This is a genomic window from Stenotrophomonas sp. NPDC078853, from assembly GCF_044901215.1.
Taxonomy (GTDB): Bacteria; Pseudomonadota; Gammaproteobacteria; order Xanthomonadales; family Xanthomonadaceae; genus Stenotrophomonas; species Stenotrophomonas lacuserhaii.
The window spans coordinates 68,052-89,050 of sequence record NZ_JBJDOQ010000009.1; the positions used below are offsets into that span (position 1 = coordinate 68,052).

A 20,999-nucleotide genomic window follows, 5' to 3' on the forward strand; every position below is an offset into this window, starting at 1 on the left:
CGTTTTCTCCGCGCTGGCGCACAGCGCCGTGCATCACCCGCCTGCCAACACCGCCTGCGTGCCTGCACGCAAACGTGCCTGATCCGGATACCCCATGACTGCTTTCGATAAACACCAGGTTGCCTGCTTCCGCTTCGTGCGCTGCGATTTCGCAGCCGACACCGGCGTGGCGCGCCTGGTCTACGCCTTCGACCACGGCCCGGAGATGGTGGAAACCATCACCGTGCCCGGCGCCCCGTTCAATCTGTCGCCGGAACGCGCCGCGGCCGTGCAACGCGCGCTGCAGCTGCTGCACCTGATCGCCGGGGTGAGTTACTACAAGGCGGGCGTGCCGGACACGGTGGCCATCGAGGGCTACGCGATCGACGCGGAAACCGCAGCGCTGGTGGAAAGCATCTACCTGCACGGACTCGGCGAGTTCGCCTACCGCAACGGCCTGAACCTGCGCGGGCGCTTCCGCCTGCCGGTGGCCGGCGAGGTCTCGCCGGCGCCGACGCTGGGCCTGCAGTCCCATGCGCTGGTGGCTATCGGCGGCGGCAAGGATTCGCTGGTCAGCATCGAAGCGCTGCGCCGTGCCGGCGTGGACGAGACGGTCACCTGGATCGGCGGCTCGCAGTTGATCCGCGCCTGCGCCGAGCGTACCGGCCTGCCGACCCTCAACCTCGGCCGCGCGCTGGCACCGGAACTGTTCGAGCTCAACCGCCAGGGTGCTTGGAACGGGCACATCCCGGTGACCGCGGTGAACTCGGCCATCATGGTGCTGGCCGCGTTGCTGCAGGGCGTGGACCAGGTGGTGTTTTCCAATGAACGTTCGGCCAGCTATGGCAGCCAGATCCCCGGTACCGGCGAGGTCAACCATCAGTGGTCCAAGGGCTGGGCCTTTGAACAGGCCTTCGGCCGCCACGTGCAGCGCTACGTCGCCGCCGACCTGCAGTATTACTCGCTGCTGCGGCCGATGTCCGAGCTGGCCGTGGCGCGGCAGTTCGCCAAGACCGATTTCTACGACGCGCATTTCTCCAGCTGCAACCGCAACTTCCACATCCTTGGCGAGCGCCCGGTCAACCGCTGGTGTGGCGTATGCCCGAAGTGCCACTTCGTGTTCCTGGCGCTCGCACCATTCATGTCCAAGGCGCGGCTGGTGCGCATCTTTGGACGCAACCTGCTGGATGACCTGGACCAGGCCGGTGGCTTCGATGCCCTGCTGGAATTCCAGGACCACAAGCCGTTTGAATGCGTGGGCGAGGGCAAGGAGTCGCGCGCGGCAATGGCCACCCTGGCCAGCCGTCCGGACTGGAAGGAAGACGCGCTGGTGAAGCGCTTCTGCAACGAGATCCTGCCGCAGCTGGATCTGGCCGAGCTGGCGCTGGAGCCGATGCTGGAACTGCAGGGCGAGCATCGCATCCCGGCCGCGTTGTGGGAGCGGGTGCGTGAAGATTTCGCAGCTTGAGGGAAGGCGGGTCGCCTTGTGGGGCTGGGGCCGTGAGGGACGTGCGGCGCATGCCGTACTGCGCGCGCGATTGCCGGCGCTGCCGCTTACCCTGTTCTGCCCGGCCGCCGAAGTGGATGCGGCGCGGGCAGAGGCCGGCGGCACGCTGGATGTCCGCGGGGAGCCCAGCGCGGAGCTGCTGGCCGGCTTCGAGGTGGTGATCAAATCGCCCGGCATCAGCCCGTACCTGCCGGTGGCACAGGCCGCACTGGCGCAGGGCACGCAGTTCATCGGCGGCACCGCGCTGTGGTTCGCCGAACATGCGGCGGACGATGGCACGGTGGGCAATGCGATCTGCGTCACCGGCACCAAGGGCAAGAGCACGACAACTTCGCTGCTGGCGCACCTGTTGCGCGCTGCGGGGCATCGCACCGGGCTGGTGGGCAACATCGGGCTGCCGCTGCTGGAGGTGCTGGATCCGCAGCCGGCACCGGATTACTGGGCAGTGGAACTGTCCAGTTACCAGACTCGCGAGGTCGCCCGCAGCGGAGCGCACCCGCAGGTCGCGGTGGTGCTGAACCTGTTCCCGGAGCATCTGGACTGGCATGGCAGCGAACAGCGTTACCTCCAGGACAAGCTGGCGCTGGTCACCGAAGGCGCGCCGCGCATCGCGGTGCTGAACGCGGCTGATCCGCATCTTGCTGCACTGTCCCTGCCGGACAGCGAGGTGATCTGGTTCAACCAGCCGAGCGGCTGGCACATGCGCGGCGACATCGTGCACCGCGGCGGACAGCCGGTGTTCGACAGCAGCGATACGCCGCTGCCGGGGCGGCACAACCGCGGCAACCTGTGCGCGGTGCTGGCGGCCATCGAGGCGCTGGGGCTGGACGCGGTGGCGCTGGCGCCGGCGGTGCAGTCGTTCCGGCCGTTGCCCAACCGGCTGCAGCGCATCGGTGCGCGCGAGGGCGTGGTCTACGTCAACGATTCGATCAGCACCACCCCGCACGCCAGCCTGGCCGCGCTGGACTGTTTTGCCGGGCAACGCATCGCGCTGCTGGTGGGCGGGCACGACCGCGGGCTGGACTGGAGTGACTTCGTCCAGCACATGGCACACGACCAACCGCCGCTGGAGATCATCACCATGGGCGCCAACGGGCCGCGCATCAACGCGTTGCTGCAGCCGCTGGCCGATGCCGGCCGCTTCGGCCTGCACGTCGCCGCGGACCTTGCCGAGGCGATGACGCTGGCACGCGCTGCACTCGGCGATGCGGGCGGGGTGGTGCTGCTGTCACCCGGCGCACCCAGCTATGGCGTGTACCGCGATTACGTCGCCCGTGGCCGTCACTTCGCCGAGCTCGCCGGTTTCGACCCGGACCTGATCAGCGCCATTCCCGGTATCGGCCTGTAAAAAAGGGGACGGAGGGGATTAAGTCGCAATTGGCCACAAGGCGGCCAATTGCGACTTAATCCCCTCCGTCCCCTTTTTTGAACATTAGTGGCTGCGGCTGACGGCGTAGCGGGCCAGGCCGCGCAGGGCGGCTACCGCATCGTTGTCGGCCAGGCCGTCCAGTGCCCGCTCGGCGGCTGCGGCGTATTCCTCGGCGCGGTTGCGGCTGTAGGCCAGCCCGCCGGTGGCGTGGATCGCGGCCAGCACCTCGGGCATCGCGCTGGCATCACCGTCCTGCACGATGCTGCGCAGGCGCTGGCGGGTCGCCTCGTCCGAATGGGCCATGGCGTGGATGAGCGGCAGGGTGGCTTTGCCTTCGGCCAGGTCATCGCCGAGGTTCTTGCCGAGTTCTTCGGCGTTGGCCGAGTAATCCAGCACATCATCGGCAATCTGGAACGCGTAGCCCAGCGCCATGCCATAGTCGTACAGCGCCTGCTGGGTGGCCTCGTCCACCCCGCTGGCCAGCGCGCCCAGGCGGGTGCCGGCGGCGAACAGCACCGCGGTCTTGCGCTCGATCACGCGCAGGTAGGCGGCCTCGTCGGTATCGGGGTTATGTACGTGCAGCAGCTGCAGCACTTCACCTTCGGCGATGCGGTTGGTGGTGTCGGCCAGGATCCGCATGACCGGCATGCGGTCCAGTTCCACCATCAGCTGGAAGCTGCGCGAATACAGGAAATCACCCACCAGCACGCTGGGCGCGTTGCCCCACAGCGCGTTGGCGGTGCTGCGACCACGGCGCAGGCTGGATTCGTCAACCACGTCATCGTGCAGCAGCGTGGAGGTGTGGATGAACTCGATGATCGCCGCCAGCTGGTGGTGTTCCGGGCCGGCGCCGCCGACCGCGCGGCCGGCCAGCATCACCAGCATCGGGCGCAGGCGCTTGCCGCCGGCGGAAATGATGTGGTCGGCGATCTGGTTGATCAGCACCACGTCCGAAGCAAGCCGGCGCCGGATCAGGGCATCGACGGCGGCCATGTCGTCGGCGGCAAGCGTCTGGATCTGGGGCAGGCCCAGGGCGGCACGGGTGTCTTCGATGATGGTCATGCGGTCTGGCTTCAAGGCTCGCCGCCGATTATAGGCGCTGGCCGTGAATTCGGGCGCATGCCGGCCCGGACACGGCGCTGGTGGCCGCTGGATGGACGAGTGAAGGCACCGGTTGCCGTGAATACGTATGCAGGCAGCACCACGCCACAGGGCCCGAGGCTAAGCTTCCATCGCTGCATTCCGGCCCGTGTTTCCGCAGGGGCCAACAGAGCCCGGAGGGGGGCCTGATGTCCAATACGCCATGGTGGCGCGGCGCCGTCATCTACCAGATCTACCCGCGCAGTTTCCTCGATGCCAATGGCGATGGAGTCGGCGACCTGCCCGGCATCATCGACCGCCTGGACTACATCGCCGCGCTCGGCGTGGACGCAATCTGGATCTCGCCGTTCTTCAGATCGCCGATGGCCGACTTCGGCTATGACATCGCCGATTACCGCGACGTGGATCCGCTGTTCGGCAACCTCGACGATTTCGACCGGCTGCTGGCCAAGGCGCATGCGCTGGGCCTGAAGGTGATGATCGACCAGGTGCTGAGCCATACCTCGATCGAACACGACTGGTTCCGCGAGAGCCGCCAGGACCGCACCAATCCGAAGGCGGACTGGTATGTCTGGGCCGACCCGCGCGAGGACGGCACCGCGCCCAACAACTGGATGTCACTGTTCGGTGGCGTGGCGTGGCAGTGGGAGCCGCGGCGCGAGCAATACTTCCTGCACAACTTCCTGGCCGACCAGCCGGACCTGAATTTCCATAATCCGGCGGTGCAGAAGGCCACGCTGGACAACGTGCGGTTCTGGCTGGATCGCGGGGTGGATGGATTCCGCCTGGACGCGATCAATTTCTGCTTCCATGACCGGCAGCTGCGTGACAATCCGCCGAAGCCGGCGGACAAGCGCGTCGGACGGGGTTTCAGTCCGGACAATCCGTACGCCTACCAGTACCACTACTTCAACAATACCCAGCCGGAGAACCTGCCGTTCCTGGAAGAACTGCGCGCGTTGCTGGACCAGTATCCGGGTGCGGTCAGCCTGGGCGAAATCTCCTCGGAGGATTCACTGGCCACCACCGCCGAATACACCACCGCCAAGCGCCTGCACATGGGTTACAGCTTCGAGCTGCTGGTGGATGATTACAGCGCGGCCTATATCCGCGATACGGTATCGCGCCTGGAAACCGCGATGACCGAGGGCTGGCCGTGTTGGGCCATCTCCAACCATGACGTGGAGCGCGCGGTGACCCGCTGGGGCGGGCATCCGGCCGATCCGCGCCTGGCCCGGATGCTGGTGGCGATGCTCTGTTCGCTGCGCGGTTCCATCTGCCTGTACCAGGGCGAGGAGCTCGGCCTGGGCGAGGCCGATGTCCCGTTCGAGGCGCTGCAGGACCCCTACGGCATCACCTTCTGGCCGAACTTCAAGGGCCGCGACGGCTGCCGGACCCCATTGCCGTGGCGCGATGCGCCGTTGGCTGGTTTCACCACAGGCACGCCATGGTTGCCGATCCCGGCCGACCATCAGTCGCGCGCGGTCGCCGTGCAGGAAGCCCAGCCGGATTCGGTGCTGTCTGCTTTCCGTCGCTTCCTGGCCTGGCGACGCACGCAGCCGGTGCTGATGCACGGTGCCATCCAGTTCCTGGACAGTGCCGAGCCGGTGCTGCTGTTCGAACGCACGCTGGGCGAAGAACGGCTGCTGCTGGCCTTCAATCTGTCCTCCCAGCCGGTACGCCACCCGCTACCCGCAGGGGCGTGGCGGGCAGTGGAGGTGCCGGGTCCGGATGCGGGCGCGATCGATGGCGTGGACATGGTGCTTCCTGCGCACGCGGTGTACTGCGCACGTCGCATCGACTGATCGTTTTTCTCCGTTGGTGGTAGTTGAAGGGGTGCGGCCGAGGAGCCGCGCCCCTTTTTTTGGTCGGGTTCCAAGGCGTGAAGCGAACTGTGCTGGACGACAGCGTCAGAGCGGCAAGGCAGATTGCAGGCTCCCGCCACAGAACGGAACCGACATGAACACCATCCCGCGACAGTCACGGTGATGTGTGCGCTGCCCGGTGCAGCCTGCGACACGACCGCCACGTCTGTAACAACGATGGCAGGCTGGTAGCTGGCTGCCCTGGCTGCCCTGGCTGAGCGGGCCGGTGAACCGGGCACGACGGGTGCTTGCCACACGCCGGAAAAAAAATGGCGCCCATGAGGGCGCCATTCTGCTCAGTCCCGCAGAGGCAGGGTCAGAACTTGTAGTTCACGCCCAGCATGTAGGTGCGGCCCCATTCCACGTATTCCAGCGGGCGATCGGTGGTGCCCGCATAGGTGCGGTACGGTTCGTTGGTCAGGTTGGTGCCCTGCAGCAGCAGGGTCAGGCCGGCCATCGTGCTGCTGTCGCTGAAGGTGTAGCTCACCTGCGCGTCGGTCACGTTCTCGCCCACCACGTAACGCAGCGTGCGGTTGCCGTTGAAGTTGCCGATTTCACCGATGAAGTCCGAACGACGGCGCTGGCTCACGCGTGCTTCAAACCCATTGCGTTCGAAGTAGGCGGTGAAGTTGTACACGCGGTCGGACAGGCCGGGCAGGGCGATCGGATCGCTGCCCACGCTGGAGGCGCTTTCCGGATCCAGGATCTCGATGTCGCTGTCGTTGAAGGTCGCGCTGGCCTGCACGCCGAAGCCACGCAGGGCATCGGTGAACATGTCCAGCGGCAGCGAAGCGGTCAGTTCAAGGCCGCGCAGGGTACCGCCCTTGCCGTTCTGCGGCGAAGAGAACGTTCCGGTCTGCAGCACCGGTGCCACCATGCCCGGCGGCGGCACGTAGCTGGCCAGCAGATCGGAGAAGTCGTAGTCGTCCACCGACTGGGTGTACACGTAGCTCTTCAGGTCCTTGTAGAACACCGCAGCCGCCACGTAGGCGCGTTCACCGAAGTACTTTTCGTAGGACAGGTCGAGCGCGGTGGCACGCCATGGATCCAGCAGCGGGTTGCCGCCACTGCCGCCGGGACGCCCGGTGGCGGTGTCCACGCCGAACTCCAGGCCGGCACGCATCTGGTCCACGCGCGGGCGCGCCACCTGCTTGGCCGCGGCGAAGCGCAGGGTCTGCTGGTGCGGGAACATGAAGGCCAGGTTCAAGCTCGGCAGCCAGTCGTTGTAGGTCTTGCCGGCGTCGATCGGCAGCACGTTCTGGCCGGCCGGACGCGAGCGATCGAAGTAGTTGGACTGCGAACTCTGGTCGGCGTGCTGCATCTGCACGCCGATGTTGCCGCGCACGCCGACCACGCCGATATCGGTGTTGATGTTGGCGCGCAGCCAGGCGGTGGTGATCTTCTCCTGCACCGTCCACGACTTGGGAATCAGGTAATCGAGATCGGTGACCGGGTTGAACTCCATGTAGCGCTCGACCGCGGCCGGCACGTTCCAGGCCGGGATGTAGCCGATGCCGGCGAAGCCCAGGTTGACCCGGTCACGCTGCAGGTCCGCGGCAATATTCGCATCGCCCTGTGCACCGAGCAGGATGTTGCCCTCGGCCTGGGTCTTGTCCTTCTGGCGGTCGGCGTAGTTGACGCCGATGTCGAAGTCGGCGAACACCGGGGAAAGGCCTTCCGGCGCCGGCAGGGTGAGTGCCACGCGCGCGCCCTTCAGGCGGTCTTCCACCGTGGGCACCTTGCCGTAGCCGGAGCCGTAGATGGTGTTGGTCAGGAACAACGCATCGGGATTGGAGTAGTCCAGCCCCGGGGTGATCTGCGAGAAACCGTTAGGGTTGACCACCAGACCGATGGTATCCAGCTGCGGCATCGGGGTCAGCTGCAGGTTGTTTTCCAGGTTCAGCTCATCGCGGGTGGCCTTGGAGTAGTTCACGTCGGCCACCAGCTTGACGCCGTTGCCGAAGGTGAACTCGTTGTTCCAGCCGAACGCATCGATCTTGTCTTCGCGCTTGTTATACATGCCACGCACCAGCGGGTAGACACCGCTGGCGGTGCCGCCTGCGAAGGTGCCATCGGCATTCACCTGCGGATTGCTGATCAGCAGGCCCGGCGTGTAGCCACCGTTGAAGTTGCTGAGGTTGACCTCGAACTGGTTGGCGGTGTCGATCTGTTCGGCTTCGGTGTGGAAGGCATCCAGCGTGCTGGTCCAACTGTTGGACGGCCGGAACTGCACGGTGGCCATCACGCCGTCGCGCTTGTTGTTGCCGGTACGGCGCAGCGCCTTGATGCCATCGCTGAAGGCAACGCCCGGGGCCAGCCCCGGCCGGTTGCCGTTGTCGGTGTGTTCGGTGGTCCACGGCTCGTACAGACCGACCTGGTTTTCCTGGATCGGGTTGTCGCTGTGCGCGTAACCGATGGCAATGCCCAGCGTCTTGTCCAGGAACTGGTCGATGTAGCTGGCGCTGAAGCGGTTGCCGAACTCGTCCACGCCAGCGGCTTCGCCCAGCGAGCTCTTCTGGTAGCGCCCGCTGACTGCGATCACGCGGTCCGGGAAGCTCAGCGGACGGGCGGTCTGCATGTCGATGGTGCCCGACAGACCCTGGCCGACCAGCGCCGCATCGGGGGTCTTGTACACGGTCACGCCGTTGACCAGTTCGGACGGGTACTGGTCGAACTCGACGCTGCGGTTGTCACCGGTGCTGACCACTTCGCGGCCATTGAGCAGGGTGGTGGCGAAGTCCGGCGACAGGCCACGCACGCTGATCACCTGGGCGCGGCCGGCCACGCGCTGGGCGGCCAGGCCGGGCAGGCGCGCAAGTGATTCAGCGATGCTGACATCGGGCAGCTTGCCGATGTCTTCGGCGGAAATGACTTCCACCACCGAGGTGGCGTCCTGCTTCACCGCGATGGCGTTCTCGATGCCGCGGCGGATGCCGGTGACCTGCACCGCATCCAGGTTGGTCGCCGCAGAACCGGTCTGGCCGGTGGCGGTGGTGGACGTGGTGGACTGCGCGAATGCGAGTACCGGTGACAGTGCGACGGCCAGCGCCAATGACAGCGCGTTGCGCTTGTGGTTCGACATTTTCCCCTCCCAGGCAATGTTGCCGAATCTAGTTGTGGTCCGCGCCGGCACTGCCGATACGGGTCGCGGCACGGTGGCCGCTGACTGCGACGCTATGGTATGCAGCGCGCCGCGCGCTGGAATCAGCCTGCATACGTATTCAATGCGACGACGTGCGGTGTAAGCGATTACAAAAAGGGGGCGGAGGGAATTAATTTGAATTAATTCCCTCCGTCCCCTTTTTGAAGCGGATCGCCTGGCCGCCGCCGGGCCCCAGCACCAGGGTCAGCTGGTCGGCGCTGGTCACTTCGCGCGTCTCGCGCACGAACGCGAACGGGTTGCTGCGGAAATCCGCACCGTCGCCGTCGCGGTAGATCTCCGCGCGGTAGCGCACGCCCGGTTCCAGGAAGCCCAGTGATATCGGCAGCACGCGGCCGTGTTCGTCGGTGATGCTGCCCAGGAACCAGTCGCTGCTGTTGCGGTCGCGGCGGACGATGGTGACGAAGTCGCCGACCTCACCGTCCAGCACGCGGGTCTGTTCCCAGTCCACCGCCACGTCCTTGATGAACTGGAACGCGTCCAGGTGCTGCTGATAATGCCCGGGCAGGTCGGCGGCCATCTGGATCGGGCTGTACAGCACCACGTACAGCGCCAGCTGGCGGGCCAACGTGCTGGGAATCGCCTGCCCATGGCGGCCCTTCAATGACAGCACCCCGGGGGTGTAATCCATCGGCCCGGACAGCATCCGGGTGAACACCAGGTTGACCTCGTGCTCGGGCGGATTGGGCGGCTGGCCCCACGCGTTGTACTCCATGCCGCGTGCGCCTTCGCGCGATATCCAGTTCGGATAGGTGCGGCGCAGGCCGGTGTCCTTGATCGGTTCGTGCGGGTTGACCGCGAGCCTGCGTGCGGCCGCTTCCTGTACTACCTTCAGGTGGTGGCGGGCCATGAACTGGCCGTCATGCCATTCGCGCAGCAGCGGGCCACCGGCCGGGTTGCGTCGGTCCACCTGGCCGTCATCGCAGACGTAGCCGGTCTTGAACGAATCCACGCCCAAGCGCGCATACAGATCGAGCGCCGCGCCCAGCTGGTCCTCGTAATGGTCGATGGCGCAGCCGGTTTCATGGTGACCCACCAGGTGCACGCCCTTGCTCGCACCGTAGGCGGACAGCGCCTCGATATCGAAGTCCGGCGTCGCGCGGATGAAGTCGAAGTCATACCCGTTGCCCACCCAGTTGCCGTCCCAGCCGGGATTCCAGCCTTCCACCAGCACGCCACGGAAGCCGTTTGCGGCGGCGAAATCAATCACTTTCTTCGTCTTAGCGGTGGTGGCGGCGTGGCGCCGGCCGGTGGCCCAGCTTTCCTCGTCCAGGTGCATCGACCACCACACCCCGAGATACTTCGATGGCTTGACCCAGCTGACATCGCCCAGCGCATTGGGTTCGTTGAGGTTGAGGATCAGGTCCGATTCGACCAGTCCACCCGCGCGGTCGGCGATCTGCAGCGTGCGCCACGGCGTGCTGAAGGGCAGGGCACGGCGCACCTTCCAGCCATCGGCGGACGGTGACAACTGCGCGCGCAGGCGCTGGCCTTCGGTGCGGCGCAGCCACATGCCGGCATAGTCCACCAGCGCGGCTTCGTGGATGGCCACGTGCAGTCCGGCGTCGCTGCGCAGGGTGATCGGCGTATGCGCCAGCGGCACTTCCTGCAGCGGCGTGCGCGCATAGAGGTATTCATAATGGATCGGCTCGCCGGCCGGGATCCACCAGGCCGTGGACGGCTGGGCGATGGCGAACTCGGTCAGCTCCTCATCGATGATCGCCTCGGCCAGTCCCGGCTGCTGCGGAAACACGTAGCGAAAGCCCACGCCGTCATCGAACACCCGGAACACCACCTCCAGCCGGCGCTTGTCGCCGGTGGTCTGGCGCAGGGAAACGGTCAGTTCGTTGTAGTGGTTGCGGGTCAGTCGACGCTCGCCCCACGGCTGCTCCCAGGTTTCATCGAAGGCGCGGGTGCTGCTGCCGGTGATTTCAAAGTCGCGGTCCAGCCGGCCATCACGCAGTTCGAAGCCCAGCTTGGATGCGTCCACCACCGCATCGCCGAGTCGCTGCACCTGGTAGCGGGCCGTCCCGCCGTCCACCTGCAGCGTCACTTTCAGGATCTTCCCCGGCGATTCGACGCTGGCCGAAGGAGTGGTGGCAGCCATCAGGACCGGGCTGGCGAACAGCAGGGCCAGGCCCAGCCACGGCCTGCTGCGCCCACGCAGCAACAACGAAAACAGCGACATTTCCCCTCCCAGGGTGATGCAGGAACTGCGCCGACCATAGCCCAGCCGGTACGGCCGCCTGACCCGACAGGCCATGAATACGTATGCAGGCAGACCGCCCCCGGCGCCTGCCGTCTACCATGTCCGCACGATGCCTTGAGGGAGGCGTTGCGCCCCCGCCGGCCGCTTGGCAGGCAGGGACCTACAACATGCAAAGAGGGAGGGAGGGTGACGGGCGCAAGCCGGTCGTCCGCTTCGATGCTGAAGATGATCTGCCTGACCGTCGCCATCGCGACGACGCTGGGTTCGGCCGCGCATGCCGCCGACCTGGAATTCGCTGGCCGCACGGCGCGCGCCGAATCCGTGGCCGGTGGCGGCTTCGTGCTGCACACGCCGGATCGCCAGGTGCGCATTGCTGCGCAGGCGATGCGCAGCGATACCGCCAGCGCGATGTTCGATGCCCTGTTCGCGCTTGCGCAGCAGGAACTGGACCAGGACCGCGTGGAGGCGATCCGCGATCCCTCCTTCGACGGGGGCCGCCCGGTGCCGTGCGAATGTTTCAAGACCGGCGCCAACTGGCCGTATGTCTGGACGCGCGATGTCAGCTTCGCCGCTGACCTGGCGCTGGCGCGGCTGGATCCGCAGCGCACCCGGCAGTCGCTGCAGTTCAAGTTGTCCGAAGCGCGCGATGGCCATACCTCCGGCCTGTTCGTGGCGCAGGACACCGGCTCCGGCGGCAGCTGGCCGATCAGCAGTGATCGCATCGTGTGGTTCCTGGCCGCGCGCCACCTGTTGGATGACACCGCCTTCGCCGAGCAGGTCTGGCAGGCGCTGCAGGGCACGCTGGCGCAGGACCGGGCGATGGTGTTCGACGCGGCGAGCGGCCTGTACCGGGGCGAAACCTCGTTCCTGGATTGGCGTGAGCAGACCTATCCAGACTGGACCCGCGAGGACGTGCGCTTCATCGGCGAGTCCTTCGCGCTGTCCACCAATGTGCTGCACTATCAGGCCCTGCGGCTTGGCGAGCAGTTGGCGGGTCAACGCGGCGATGCCACGCGCGCGGCGCAGTACAAGGCGTGGGCCGATGCGCTGGGCCCGCAGATCGATGCGCGCTTCTGGCGCGAAGATGCCGGCCAGTACATGAGCTACATCGGCGAAGCCGCGCACCCGGTGCCCTACGCCAAGTACGATCTGCTGGCGACCTCGCTGGGTGTACTGGCCGGCGTGCTGCCGACCGAGCGCGCACGCCGCGCGCTGGCTGCGTATCCAGCGAGTACGGCAGGCAGCCCGGTGGTGTGGCCGCAGGAAGGCAACCAGCCGGTCTACCACAACCGCGCAATCTGGCCGTTCGTCAGTGCGTATTCGCTGCGCGCCGCGCGCCTGCTGGACGATGCGCCGCGCATCACCGGCGAAGTCCAGTCGCTGATGCGCGGTGCTGCGCTGGCCGGTTCCAACATGGAAAACTACGAGCTGCTGACGCAGAAGATCCATGTCGACGAAGGCGCGCTGAGTGGCCCGGTGGTGAACTCCGAGCGCCAGCTGTGGTCGGTCGCCGGCTATTTGGACATGGTGCTGCAGGGCGTGTTCGGCGTGGAAGCCGATGGCCGGGTGCAGCCGAAACTGCCGGTCGCGCTGGTGCCGCAGCTGTTCGGTAAGCGTGATCGCATCAGCCTGCAGATGGACGGCCGGCGCTATGTCCTGCTGAAGCCTGAGGTGCTGCAGGGTGAGCTGCTGGTGGCCGGAAAAGTGCAGCGCGACGGTGACACCACGATCGTGCAGTTGGTGCCGGAAAGGGGTCACACCCCGGCCAGCAGCGTATCAGGTCACCCGCCTGCCTCTGCCTACGCACCGGCAACGCCCGCGGCACCGGTCGCAACAAAAGAGCGCAATGGCTGGGCCATCGCGGTGCCAGTCCAGCATGTGCTGTGGCGCGACGGTGCCGCTGTCGACGCGCATGACGGCGCAGTCCGTATCGCCGACGACGGCCTGCAGCACTGCCTCAGCCTGACCCGCCGCGAAGGCACGCTGGAATCGCTGCACAGCCTAACCACCTGCATCGGCCCGCAGCAGCGCCTGCCTGGCGCGCAGCGCTGGTCGTGGACGCAACCCGCGGCCGGTCGCGTGCGCGTGCGCCTGCAGTTCAACAACCCCAACGGACCCATCAATACCGGGGTCACGGCGGCGGTGAAGCAGCTCGTCGCCAGCTGCGCTGCACAGCCCGCGCAGTCGCATACGATGGTGATGCCGCACAGCGTGGCGGTGCAGGAATCCACTGCCGCCGAGTTCGACCTGCCTGCGGGCACCTGCACGTTCCAGCTGCAGGACGGCTTCAACATGAGCGCGCTGCAGCACTTTTCGCACTACACCGGCGGCAAGGGCGGCCGCGCGGGCCTGCTCAACGAGGCGGACGTCAAGGCGCTGCTGCTGGCACCGATCGCCCCGCTTGCAGGGGATCGCCCATGAGCCGTCCTGCCGTCGCCCGGCCCGACAAACCGCAGCTGTCGTTCTGGCAGATCTGGAACATGTGCCTCGGTTTCCTCGGCATCCAGTTCGGCTTCGCGCTGCAGAACGCCAACGCCAGCCGCATCTTCGAAACGCTCGGCGCGTCGATGGACGCGGTGCCCGGGTTGTGGATCGCCGCACCGCTGACCGGCCTGCTGGTGCAGCCCATCGTCGGCTATCTGTCCGACCGCACCTGGACGCGCTGGGGCCGTCGCCGCCCGTTCTTCATGATCGGCGCGGTACTGACCACGCTGGCCCTGCTGGTGATGCCGAACTCGCCCACGTTGTGGATCGCGGCGGGCACGCTGTGGGTGCTGGATGCGTCCATCAACGTATCGATGGAGCCGTTCCGTGCCTTCGTCGGTGACCAGCTGGCGCCGCGCCAGCGGCCGACCGGCTTTGCCATGCAGAGCTTCTTCATCGGCGTGGGTGCCATCGTGGCCAGCTTCCTGCCCTTCATCCTGGCCCACTTCGGCGTGGCCAATACCGCAGCGCCGGGCGAAGTGCCGGACACCGTGCGCTATGCGTTCTACTTCGGCGCGGTGGTGCTGCTGGCGGCGATCACCTGGACCGTGCTCAGCACGCGCGAATACTCACCGGCCGAGTTGGCCGGCTTCGCCGACGCGGAGCCGCCACATGCCCATGCGGTTGGCGCGCGCGGCGTGCCACCGTGGGCGCAGATCGTGCTGTGGCTGCTGGTGGGCATCGTACTGGCGGCTCTGATCGCCTGGCAGGGCGGGGACAAGATGCTGTACGTGCTGGCCGGCCTGTGCGCGGCCTACGGCATCCTGCTGGGCGTGGCGCGCGTGCTGCCCGGCACGCACATGCTGGCCACCATCGTCGATGACCTGCGCAACATGCCGGGCACCATGCGACGGCTGGCGTGGGTGCAGTTCTTCTCCTGGTTCGCGCTGTTCGCGATGTGGATCTACACCACCGCCGCGGTGGCCGGGACCCACTTTGGTTCCACCGATCCGCAATCGGCCGCCTACAACGAAGGCGCCAACTGGGTCGGCGTGCTGTTCGGTGCGTACAACGGCTTCGCCGCGCTGGCCGCATTGCTGATCCCGCTGATGGTGCGCGCCATCGGGCTGCGCTGGAGCCACCTGGTCAACCTGTGGCTGGGCGGGGCGGGGTTGGTGTCGATGATGTTCATCGACGATCCGCACTGGCTGCTGCTGTCGATGGTGGGCGTGGGCTTTGCCTGGGCCTCCATCCTGTCCCTGCCTTACGCCCTGCTGTCGGACAGCGTGCCGGCGGCGAAGATGGGGGTGTACATGGGCATCTTCAATTTCTTCATCGTGATCCCGCAGCTGGTGGCCGCCAGCGCGCTTGGCTTTGCCCTGCGCGCATGGCTGGGTGGCCAGCCGATGCAGGTGCTGGTGCTGGGCGGCTGCAGCCTGCTCGTGGCCGGCGTGTGCGTGCTGCGTGTTCCGTCCCGTCCGGAGGTGGTGTGATGCGTGTGCGTCTCTCTGTTGCTGTAGGTTTCGCCCTGTTCGCTGGCCAGGCGCTCGCCGCCCCGCGCCCGGAGTACGTGGGCACCACCGAACCATTCGCCAGTGACGCGGTGTACTTCGTGGTCACCGACCGCTTCGTCAACGGCGACCCGTCCAACGATCACCGAGACCAGGGTGGAAAGCACCGCACGTTCGACATCCCGGTGCCGTGCCCGGACAAGGTGGACGGCAACATCGGCTACCTCGGCGGTGACTTCAAGGGCGTGCTGGACAACGCGGACTACATCCGCAACCTCGGCTTCGGTGCGGTGTGGATCACCCCCATCATCGACAACCCGGACCAGGCGTTCACCGGCAGCAAGGAAATCAGCTGCACCAGCACCCTCACCGACCGCGGCAAGACCGGTTACCACGGGTACTGGGGCACTAATTTCTACAAGGTGGACGAACACCTGCCCAGCGCCGGCCTGCAGTTCGCCGACTTCACCAAGGGCCTGCATGCAGCCAAGCTGAAAGTAGTGCTGGATATCGTCGGCAACCACGGCTCGCCTTCGTGGACCATGCCGGTGCGCCAGCCGCAATTCGGGCAGATCTTCGACAAGGACGGCAGGCTGATCGCCGACCACGAGAACCTGGCGCCGCAGCAGCTGGATTCGAAGCACAACCCGCTGCACGCGTTCTATAACAACATCGGCCCGGTGGATTCGTCCACGGGCTCGATTTTCGATGGCAACCTGGCCGAGCTCGGCGACTTCAACGAACACAACCCGGCAGTGATGGATTACCTGGTCGGTGCCTACCTGCAGTGGACCGCGCAGGGCGTGGACGCGCTGCGCATCGATACCATCGGCTGGCTGCCGCACCCGTGGTGGAACGCGTTCGTGCGCCGCGTGCGTGCCGAGCATCCGGGCATGTTCATGTTCGGCGAAGCGTTCGACTACGACGCGGCGAAGATCGCCGAGCACACCTGGCCGGCGAACGCCAATGTCAGCGTGCTGGATTTCCCCTCGCGCGGGGCAATGGAAGAAACCTTCGGCCTGAAGCAGAAGGGTTTCGAGACGCTGGCCGAGCCGCTGCACCTGCTGGGTGGGCCGTATGCCAACCCGTATGAGCTGATGAGTTTCTACGACAACCATGACATGCCGCGGCTGGATGCCAGCGATGCCGGCTTCATCGATGCGAACAACTGGCTGTTCACCGCGCGCGGCATCCCGGTGCTGTACTACGGATCGGAAACCGGCTTCATGCGCGGCCGCGCCGAGCACGCCGGCAACCGTGCGTATTTCGGCCAGCAGCGCGTGGACGCCGCTCCGCAGAGCCCGATCTTCGCCCCGCTGCAGCGCGTGGCGAAACTGCGGAAAGCCACCCCGGCGCTGCAGCGCGGGCTGCAGGTCAACGAGCGCCTGCAGGGCAACGAAGCGGTGTTCTTCCGCGTGCTGCAGCATGGCGGGGTCAGCCAGACCGCGCTGGTGCTGTTGAACAAGGGCGATGCAGCAACGCGCATCGAAGTGAAACGTTACGTGCAGCCCGGTAGCTGGCGCGACGCCCTGGACGGCGGCAGCGTGAAGGTCTCCGGCGCCCTTCAGGCCGACGTCCCCGCGCACGGCATCAGGGTGTTCGTACTGGATGCCCCAGTGCAGCAGGACGCCCTGCGCGCCGAACTCGACCGCGCCATGTCCGACCAGCACGCCCGCACCCACAGACTCGCCACCCCCTGACCACCCCGCACCGGCGTCTGTGGGTGCCTACGCTTCGGTAGTGACGGCCGCTGGCCGTCATGCATCTGCTCCTGCGCCGGTGGGTGACGACCGTTGGTCGTCACGCTCCTGCTCCTGCTCCGGTGGGTGACGACCGTTGGTCGTCACGCTGTTGCCCTTGAATCAAGAGCGTGACGACCAACGGTCGTCACCCACCACAGCGCGCCAGCGGCCCTCACTACCGCAGGTACAATCACGCTTCCGCCCGCCGCGCTCCACCCGCCATGACCGACCTCCCGCCCCAGACCCCGATCGAGACCCTGCTGCAGACCGCCATGGCCGGCCAACTGCCGATCAAAGCCTTCATGCAGGCTTTCGTTGCCTCCGAGGTGCTGCTGCTCACCGGCAGCCTGGTCACTCCCGACGGCAGCGGCTTCGATCCCCTGCTGTTCGACAAGCAAGGCGTGCTGCACGTCGCCGTGTTCACCGATCCGGCGCGCGTCGGCTTCCATTCCGAACAGGCCCCGCACCAGATCCGCTGGCTGATGCTGGACGTGCTGCGCCGCGTACCGGGCGGCTACGGTGTGGTGATCAATCCCGGCACCACGCTGGGCTTTGAGATTTCACCGGCCGGCGTGGGCGAGATCCTGAAGGATTTCGCTTGACGCATGGTAGGTGTCGAGCAAGCTCGACACTTCGAGTGCACGGGCGCGTCTGGAGCTTGGGTAGTATTGAGCTTGCTCGATACCAGTGAACGATCGCTAGCGCTGCGATGACTCCCGCAGCACCAGTTTCACCGGAATGCTCATCCCTTCGGCGGTTTCGCCGGCCACCAGCGCCAGCAGTTTCTCCACCAACAGCTGGCCGGCTTGCTTGGTGTCCTGCGCCACGGTGGTCAGCGGCGGCGATACCGAAGCGGCCAACGGAATATCATCAAACCCGGTGACGCGCACATCCTGCGGTACGCGCAGGCCGTGTTCGCGCAGGGCGCGCAGCGCGCCGATGGCGATCAGGTCACTGGCCGCGCAGATGGCATCGAATGGCACGCCGCGTGTCAGCAGCAGCTCGCAGGCGGTCTGCCCGTATTCCTCGGTGGTGATGGCGTCGACCTGCAGCTGCGGATCGGCCGCCAGGCCGCGTGCTTCCAACGCCGCCACGTGCCCGCGGTAACGCTCCTGGAACTCCGGATAATGGCTGGAGGCATGGCCGAGGAAGGCGATGCGCGTGCAGCCCTGGTCCAGCAGGTGCGCGGTGATGTCGAAGCCGCCCTGGTAGTTGTCGCTGCCGATTGATACGCCGGGCTGGCCGGGCAGGGCGGCGCCCCAGCGCACGAAGTGCGTGCCTTGCTCGACCAGTCGCTGCAGGCGGGTCAGCGATTCGTGGTAGTCGCCATAGCCCAACAGGATGATGCCGTCGGCCTTGTTGCTGTCTTCGTAATCGGTATGCCAATCGGTGGACAGCTGCTGGAACGACACCAGCAGGTCGCGGCCGTGCAGGGCACAGGCGCGGGTGATCGAGCCCAGCATGGCGTGGAAGAACGGATTGATCAGCGAATCGTCCGTGGTGGGGTCTTCGAAGAACAGCAGCGCCAGCGTGCCGGCATTGCGCAGGCGCAGGCTGGAGGCGTTCTTGTCGACCTTGTAGTTCAGCTCGCGGGCGATGGCGATGATGCGCTGGCGGGTCTCGGCATTGACCATCGGGCTGCCACGCAGGGCACGCGACACCGTGGGCTGGGAAACCCCGGCCAGGTGGGCGATGTCCAGGGACGTGGCTTTGCCTTTGATGGTCATGAACGCGGCGCTGGGGTGACGGTCTTCATGATGCCACGGGCTGTCGCAGGTCGCTGGTTTGAGCCACGCCGGAAGGCCACCTGCGCCGGAGCACGAGGTGGCGGACGGTGCGGGTCACAGTACCGGGGACGCTACCCCGCTATTTTCCCGGTGGATCCGAAGATCCCCGCGCACCGCCCGCCATGGAACCGACGGGACGATGCATTCTCTGCCCGGACGCCAAGAAGCATGGGCAAAGCGCGGGGGGTGTTGCTCAAGTGGGGACTGTGATCCCCGCGGGCCTCGCTGGACCAGCGCCGCCATCCTGCGCAGGACGGCCCCGAGCGGCCATGGGCAAAGCTGCAATCTGCAGGTGCGCCGCCGAGCACGGCTCGGCGCTACCGACCCCAGCCGCCCGCGCGCCCCTGCCGTCCCCATGATCCTGCCGCCCTCATAAACCGGTAGCGCCGAGCCACGCTCGGCGGGATCCCCCCGCAGGCCGACATCCCCGCCGGCCCCCGGAAACCCCAAACCGCCAAACCCCGCTCGCCCGGCCCCCACACGGGCAGAACCCGACCCCGCAAGACCCAATCCCGCCCGAGTCCAGCGCCCGTCCGGTGGTAACATGGGGCGTTCTGCAATCCCCCCAATTCACTGGGGCGGTCCCGCGCCGGCGCCCCCAAGGCCCGCCCGGACCGTCCCCGGACAACGGAAGAACACTCCTATGGCGCGTGGCATCAACAAAGTCATCCTGGTCGGCAACCTCGGCAACGACCCGGACGTGAAGTACACCCAGGGCGGCATGGCCATCACCCGTATCAGCCTGGCCACCACCAGCGTCCGCAAGGACAAGGATGGCAACCAGCAGGAGCGGACCGAATGGCACCGCGTGGTGTTCTTCGGCAAGCTCGGCGAGATCGCCGGTGAATACCTGCGCAAGGGCAGCTCGGTGTACGTCGAAGGCAGCCTGCGTTACGACAAGTACACCGGCCAGGACGGTGTGGAAAAGTATTCGACCGACATCATCGCCGATGAAATGCAGATGCTCGGCGGCCGCGGTGAAGGCGGCGGCGGTGGCGGCGCGGGCGGTGGCAACTACGGCGGCGATCGTCCGCAGCGCCAGCAGGCCCCGCGCCAGGAATACGGCGGCGGCGGCGGCGGTCAGCGCCAGGGCGGCCAGGGTGGTCAGGGCGGCGGCTACGGCCAGCAGCGTCCGCAGCAGCAGCCGCAGCAGGCGCCGCCGATGGACGACTTCGCTGACGACGATATTCCGTTCTGACGCAGCGTCTGCTGCCAGCTTTCGAGACGTTTGAAAGAGCCCCGTTCCGACGGGGCTTTTTTGTGGCCGACGGACCGGCCAGAGCCGTCCGGCATGCGCCGCGTTGTGCCTTGCAGCATCCATTTTCGTGCACTGCGTCTTGCAAAAAAACGATGGCCTGTCCTATGGTGCAATCGATTGCATTTAGATGAATCGTTGCGTTTGATACCGGTTGGGAGGCCGGAAAGCAGATGCCCAGCCATCCGACTGGATCGATCCAAGGCCGAATGCTGACGCGACGTGACGCCCTGCGCATGGCCGTCGCCGGAAGCGTCGGCCTCGGCGCTGCCAGCATCCTGCCCGCGCGCGCCGCAGACACCGCCAGCACATCGCTGAAGGGCAACCTCAAGCATTCCGTCGCCCGCTGGACGTTCCCGCAGCAGTCGGTCGCCCAGCTCTGCCAGACGGTCAAGGACCTCGGCTTTTCCGCCATCGACCTGGTCGGCCCGAACGACTGGCCCACGCTGAAGGCCCACGGCGTGGACAGCTCCATGTGCAACGGCGCGGAGATCAGCCTGGAAAAGGGCTTCGCCGATCGCCGGTTCCACGATGAACTGGTGGCGCGCTACACGCGGCACATCGATCTGGTGGCCGATGCCGGCTATCGCAACCTGATCTGTTTTTCCGGCAACCGCAACGGCATGGATACGCAGGAGGGCATGGCCAATGCCGAGGCTGGCCTCAAGCGCATCCTCCGGCACGCCGAGAAGCGCGGCGTAGTGCTGGTGATGGAGCTGCTGAACTCCAGGGTCGATCATCCGGATTATCTGTGCGACCACTCCGCCTGGGGCGTGGACCTGTGCCAGCGGATCGGTTCGGCGCATTTCGGCCTGCTCTACGACATTTACCACATGCAGATCATGGAGGGCGACATCATCGCCACCATCGGCAGGCATCACGCGTGGTTCAAGCATTACCACACCGCAGGCGTGCCTGGCCGACACGAGATAGGAGACCAGCAGGAACTGCATTACCCCGCCATCTGTCGCGCGATCCGCGACACCGGCTTCGATGGGTATCTGGCGCAGGAATTCATGCCTGCAGCGCCCGATCCCGTTGGCTCGCTGCGCGAGGCGATACGCCTCTGCGACGTCTGAAACGATATCCA

At 66.5% G+C, this 20,999-nt stretch carries 13 protein-coding genes; 9 read left to right on the forward strand and 4 right to left on the reverse strand.

Annotation, left to right across the window (positions count from 1 at the left end; genetic code table 11):
* The first annotated feature begins 94 nt into the window (after positions 1-94).
* Together murL and murD are read left to right on the forward strand one after the other, a co-directional pair.
* Positions 95-1,447 (forward strand): UDP-N-acetyl-alpha-D-muramoyl-L-alanyl-L-glutamate epimerase, encoded by a 1,353-nt coding sequence (gene murL / locus ACI2JH_RS11035; RefSeq protein ID WP_101098263.1) that lies wholly within the window; start codon positions 95-97, stop codon positions 1,445-1,447.
* Positions 1,428-2,834, forward strand: coding sequence for a UDP-N-acetylmuramoyl-L-alanine--D-glutamate ligase (gene murD, locus ACI2JH_RS11040; RefSeq protein ID WP_404736196.1), 1,407 nt, complete (start codon positions 1,428-1,430; stop codon positions 2,832-2,834). The genes murL and murD overlap by 20 nt, the downstream gene beginning before the upstream one ends.
* Before the next feature lie 84 nt (positions 2,835-2,918).
* Here the strand turns inward: murD and ACI2JH_RS11045 are convergent, their stop codons facing one another.
* On the reverse strand, positions 2,919-3,917 hold the full coding sequence (locus tag ACI2JH_RS11045; RefSeq protein ID WP_042612709.1) for a polyprenyl synthetase family protein: 999 nt from the start codon (positions 3,915-3,917) through the stop codon (positions 2,919-2,921).
* A 227-nt stretch (positions 3,918-4,144) separates the two neighbouring features.
* Here ACI2JH_RS11045 and ACI2JH_RS11050 point away from each other — a divergent pair, with 227 nt between their 5' ends.
* Positions 4,145-5,761 carry an alpha-glucosidase family protein gene (locus ACI2JH_RS11050; RefSeq protein WP_349999083.1) on the forward strand — a complete coding sequence of 539 codons (1,617 nt, stop codon included), beginning with the start codon at positions 4,145-4,147 and terminating at the stop codon, positions 5,759-5,761.
* Positions 5,762-6,137: 376 nt separating this feature from the next.
* Here the strand turns inward: ACI2JH_RS11050 and ACI2JH_RS11055 are convergent, their stop codons facing one another.
* Positions 6,138-8,903 carry a TonB-dependent receptor gene (locus ACI2JH_RS11055; protein ID WP_404736197.1) on the reverse strand — a complete coding sequence of 922 codons (2,766 nt, stop codon included), beginning with the start codon at positions 8,901-8,903 and terminating at the stop codon, positions 6,138-6,140.
* A gap of 190 nt (positions 8,904-9,093) precedes the next feature.
* Positions 9,094-11,169: a glycoside hydrolase family 97 protein gene (locus ACI2JH_RS11060; RefSeq protein WP_404736198.1), complete on the reverse strand. Its 2,076-nt coding sequence runs from the start codon at positions 11,167-11,169 to the stop codon at positions 9,094-9,096.
* A gap of 237 nt (positions 11,170-11,406) precedes the next feature.
* Here ACI2JH_RS11060 and ACI2JH_RS11065 point away from each other — a divergent pair, with 237 nt between their 5' ends.
* The 4 genes from ACI2JH_RS11065 (at position 11,407) to ACI2JH_RS11080 (ending at position 17,469) form a co-directional block, all read left to right on the forward strand.
* Complete coding sequence (locus ACI2JH_RS11065) at positions 11,407-13,611, forward strand: Six-hairpin glycosidase-like protein (RefSeq protein WP_404736199.1); 2,205 nt, start codon at positions 11,407-11,409, stop codon at positions 13,609-13,611.
* On the forward strand, positions 13,608-15,107 hold the full coding sequence (locus ACI2JH_RS11070) for an MFS transporter (RefSeq protein ID WP_404736200.1): 1,500 nt from the start codon (positions 13,608-13,610) through the stop codon (positions 15,105-15,107). The genes ACI2JH_RS11065 and ACI2JH_RS11070 overlap by 4 nt, the downstream gene beginning before the upstream one ends.
* Positions 15,107-16,825, forward strand: a complete 1,719-nt coding sequence (locus tag ACI2JH_RS11075; RefSeq protein WP_404736201.1) for an alpha-amylase family glycosyl hydrolase — start codon at positions 15,107-15,109, stop codon at positions 16,823-16,825. Before ACI2JH_RS11070 ends, ACI2JH_RS11075 begins: the two co-directional genes overlap by 1 nt.
* Before the next feature lie 263 nt (positions 16,826-17,088).
* Positions 17,089-17,469, forward strand: coding sequence for an SseB family protein (locus ACI2JH_RS11080; RefSeq protein ID WP_101098255.1), 381 nt, complete (start codon positions 17,089-17,091; stop codon positions 17,467-17,469).
* A gap of 96 nt (positions 17,470-17,565) precedes the next feature.
* Here the strand turns inward: ACI2JH_RS11080 and ACI2JH_RS11085 are convergent, their stop codons facing one another.
* Positions 17,566-18,594 (reverse strand): LacI family DNA-binding transcriptional regulator, encoded by a 1,029-nt coding sequence (locus ACI2JH_RS11085; RefSeq protein ID WP_182655859.1) that lies wholly within the window; start codon positions 18,592-18,594, stop codon positions 17,566-17,568.
* A gap of 703 nt (positions 18,595-19,297) precedes the next feature.
* Here ACI2JH_RS11085 and ACI2JH_RS11090 point away from each other — a divergent pair.
* Positions 19,298-19,852, forward strand: coding sequence for a single-stranded DNA-binding protein (locus ACI2JH_RS11090; RefSeq protein WP_404736202.1), 555 nt, complete (start codon positions 19,298-19,300; stop codon positions 19,850-19,852).
* A gap of 293 nt (positions 19,853-20,145) precedes the next feature.
* Positions 20,146-20,988, forward strand: a complete 843-nt coding sequence (locus ACI2JH_RS11095; protein WP_404736236.1) for a hydroxypyruvate isomerase family protein — start codon at positions 20,146-20,148, stop codon at positions 20,986-20,988.
* The last annotated feature ends 11 nt before the right edge of the window (positions 20,989-20,999 follow it).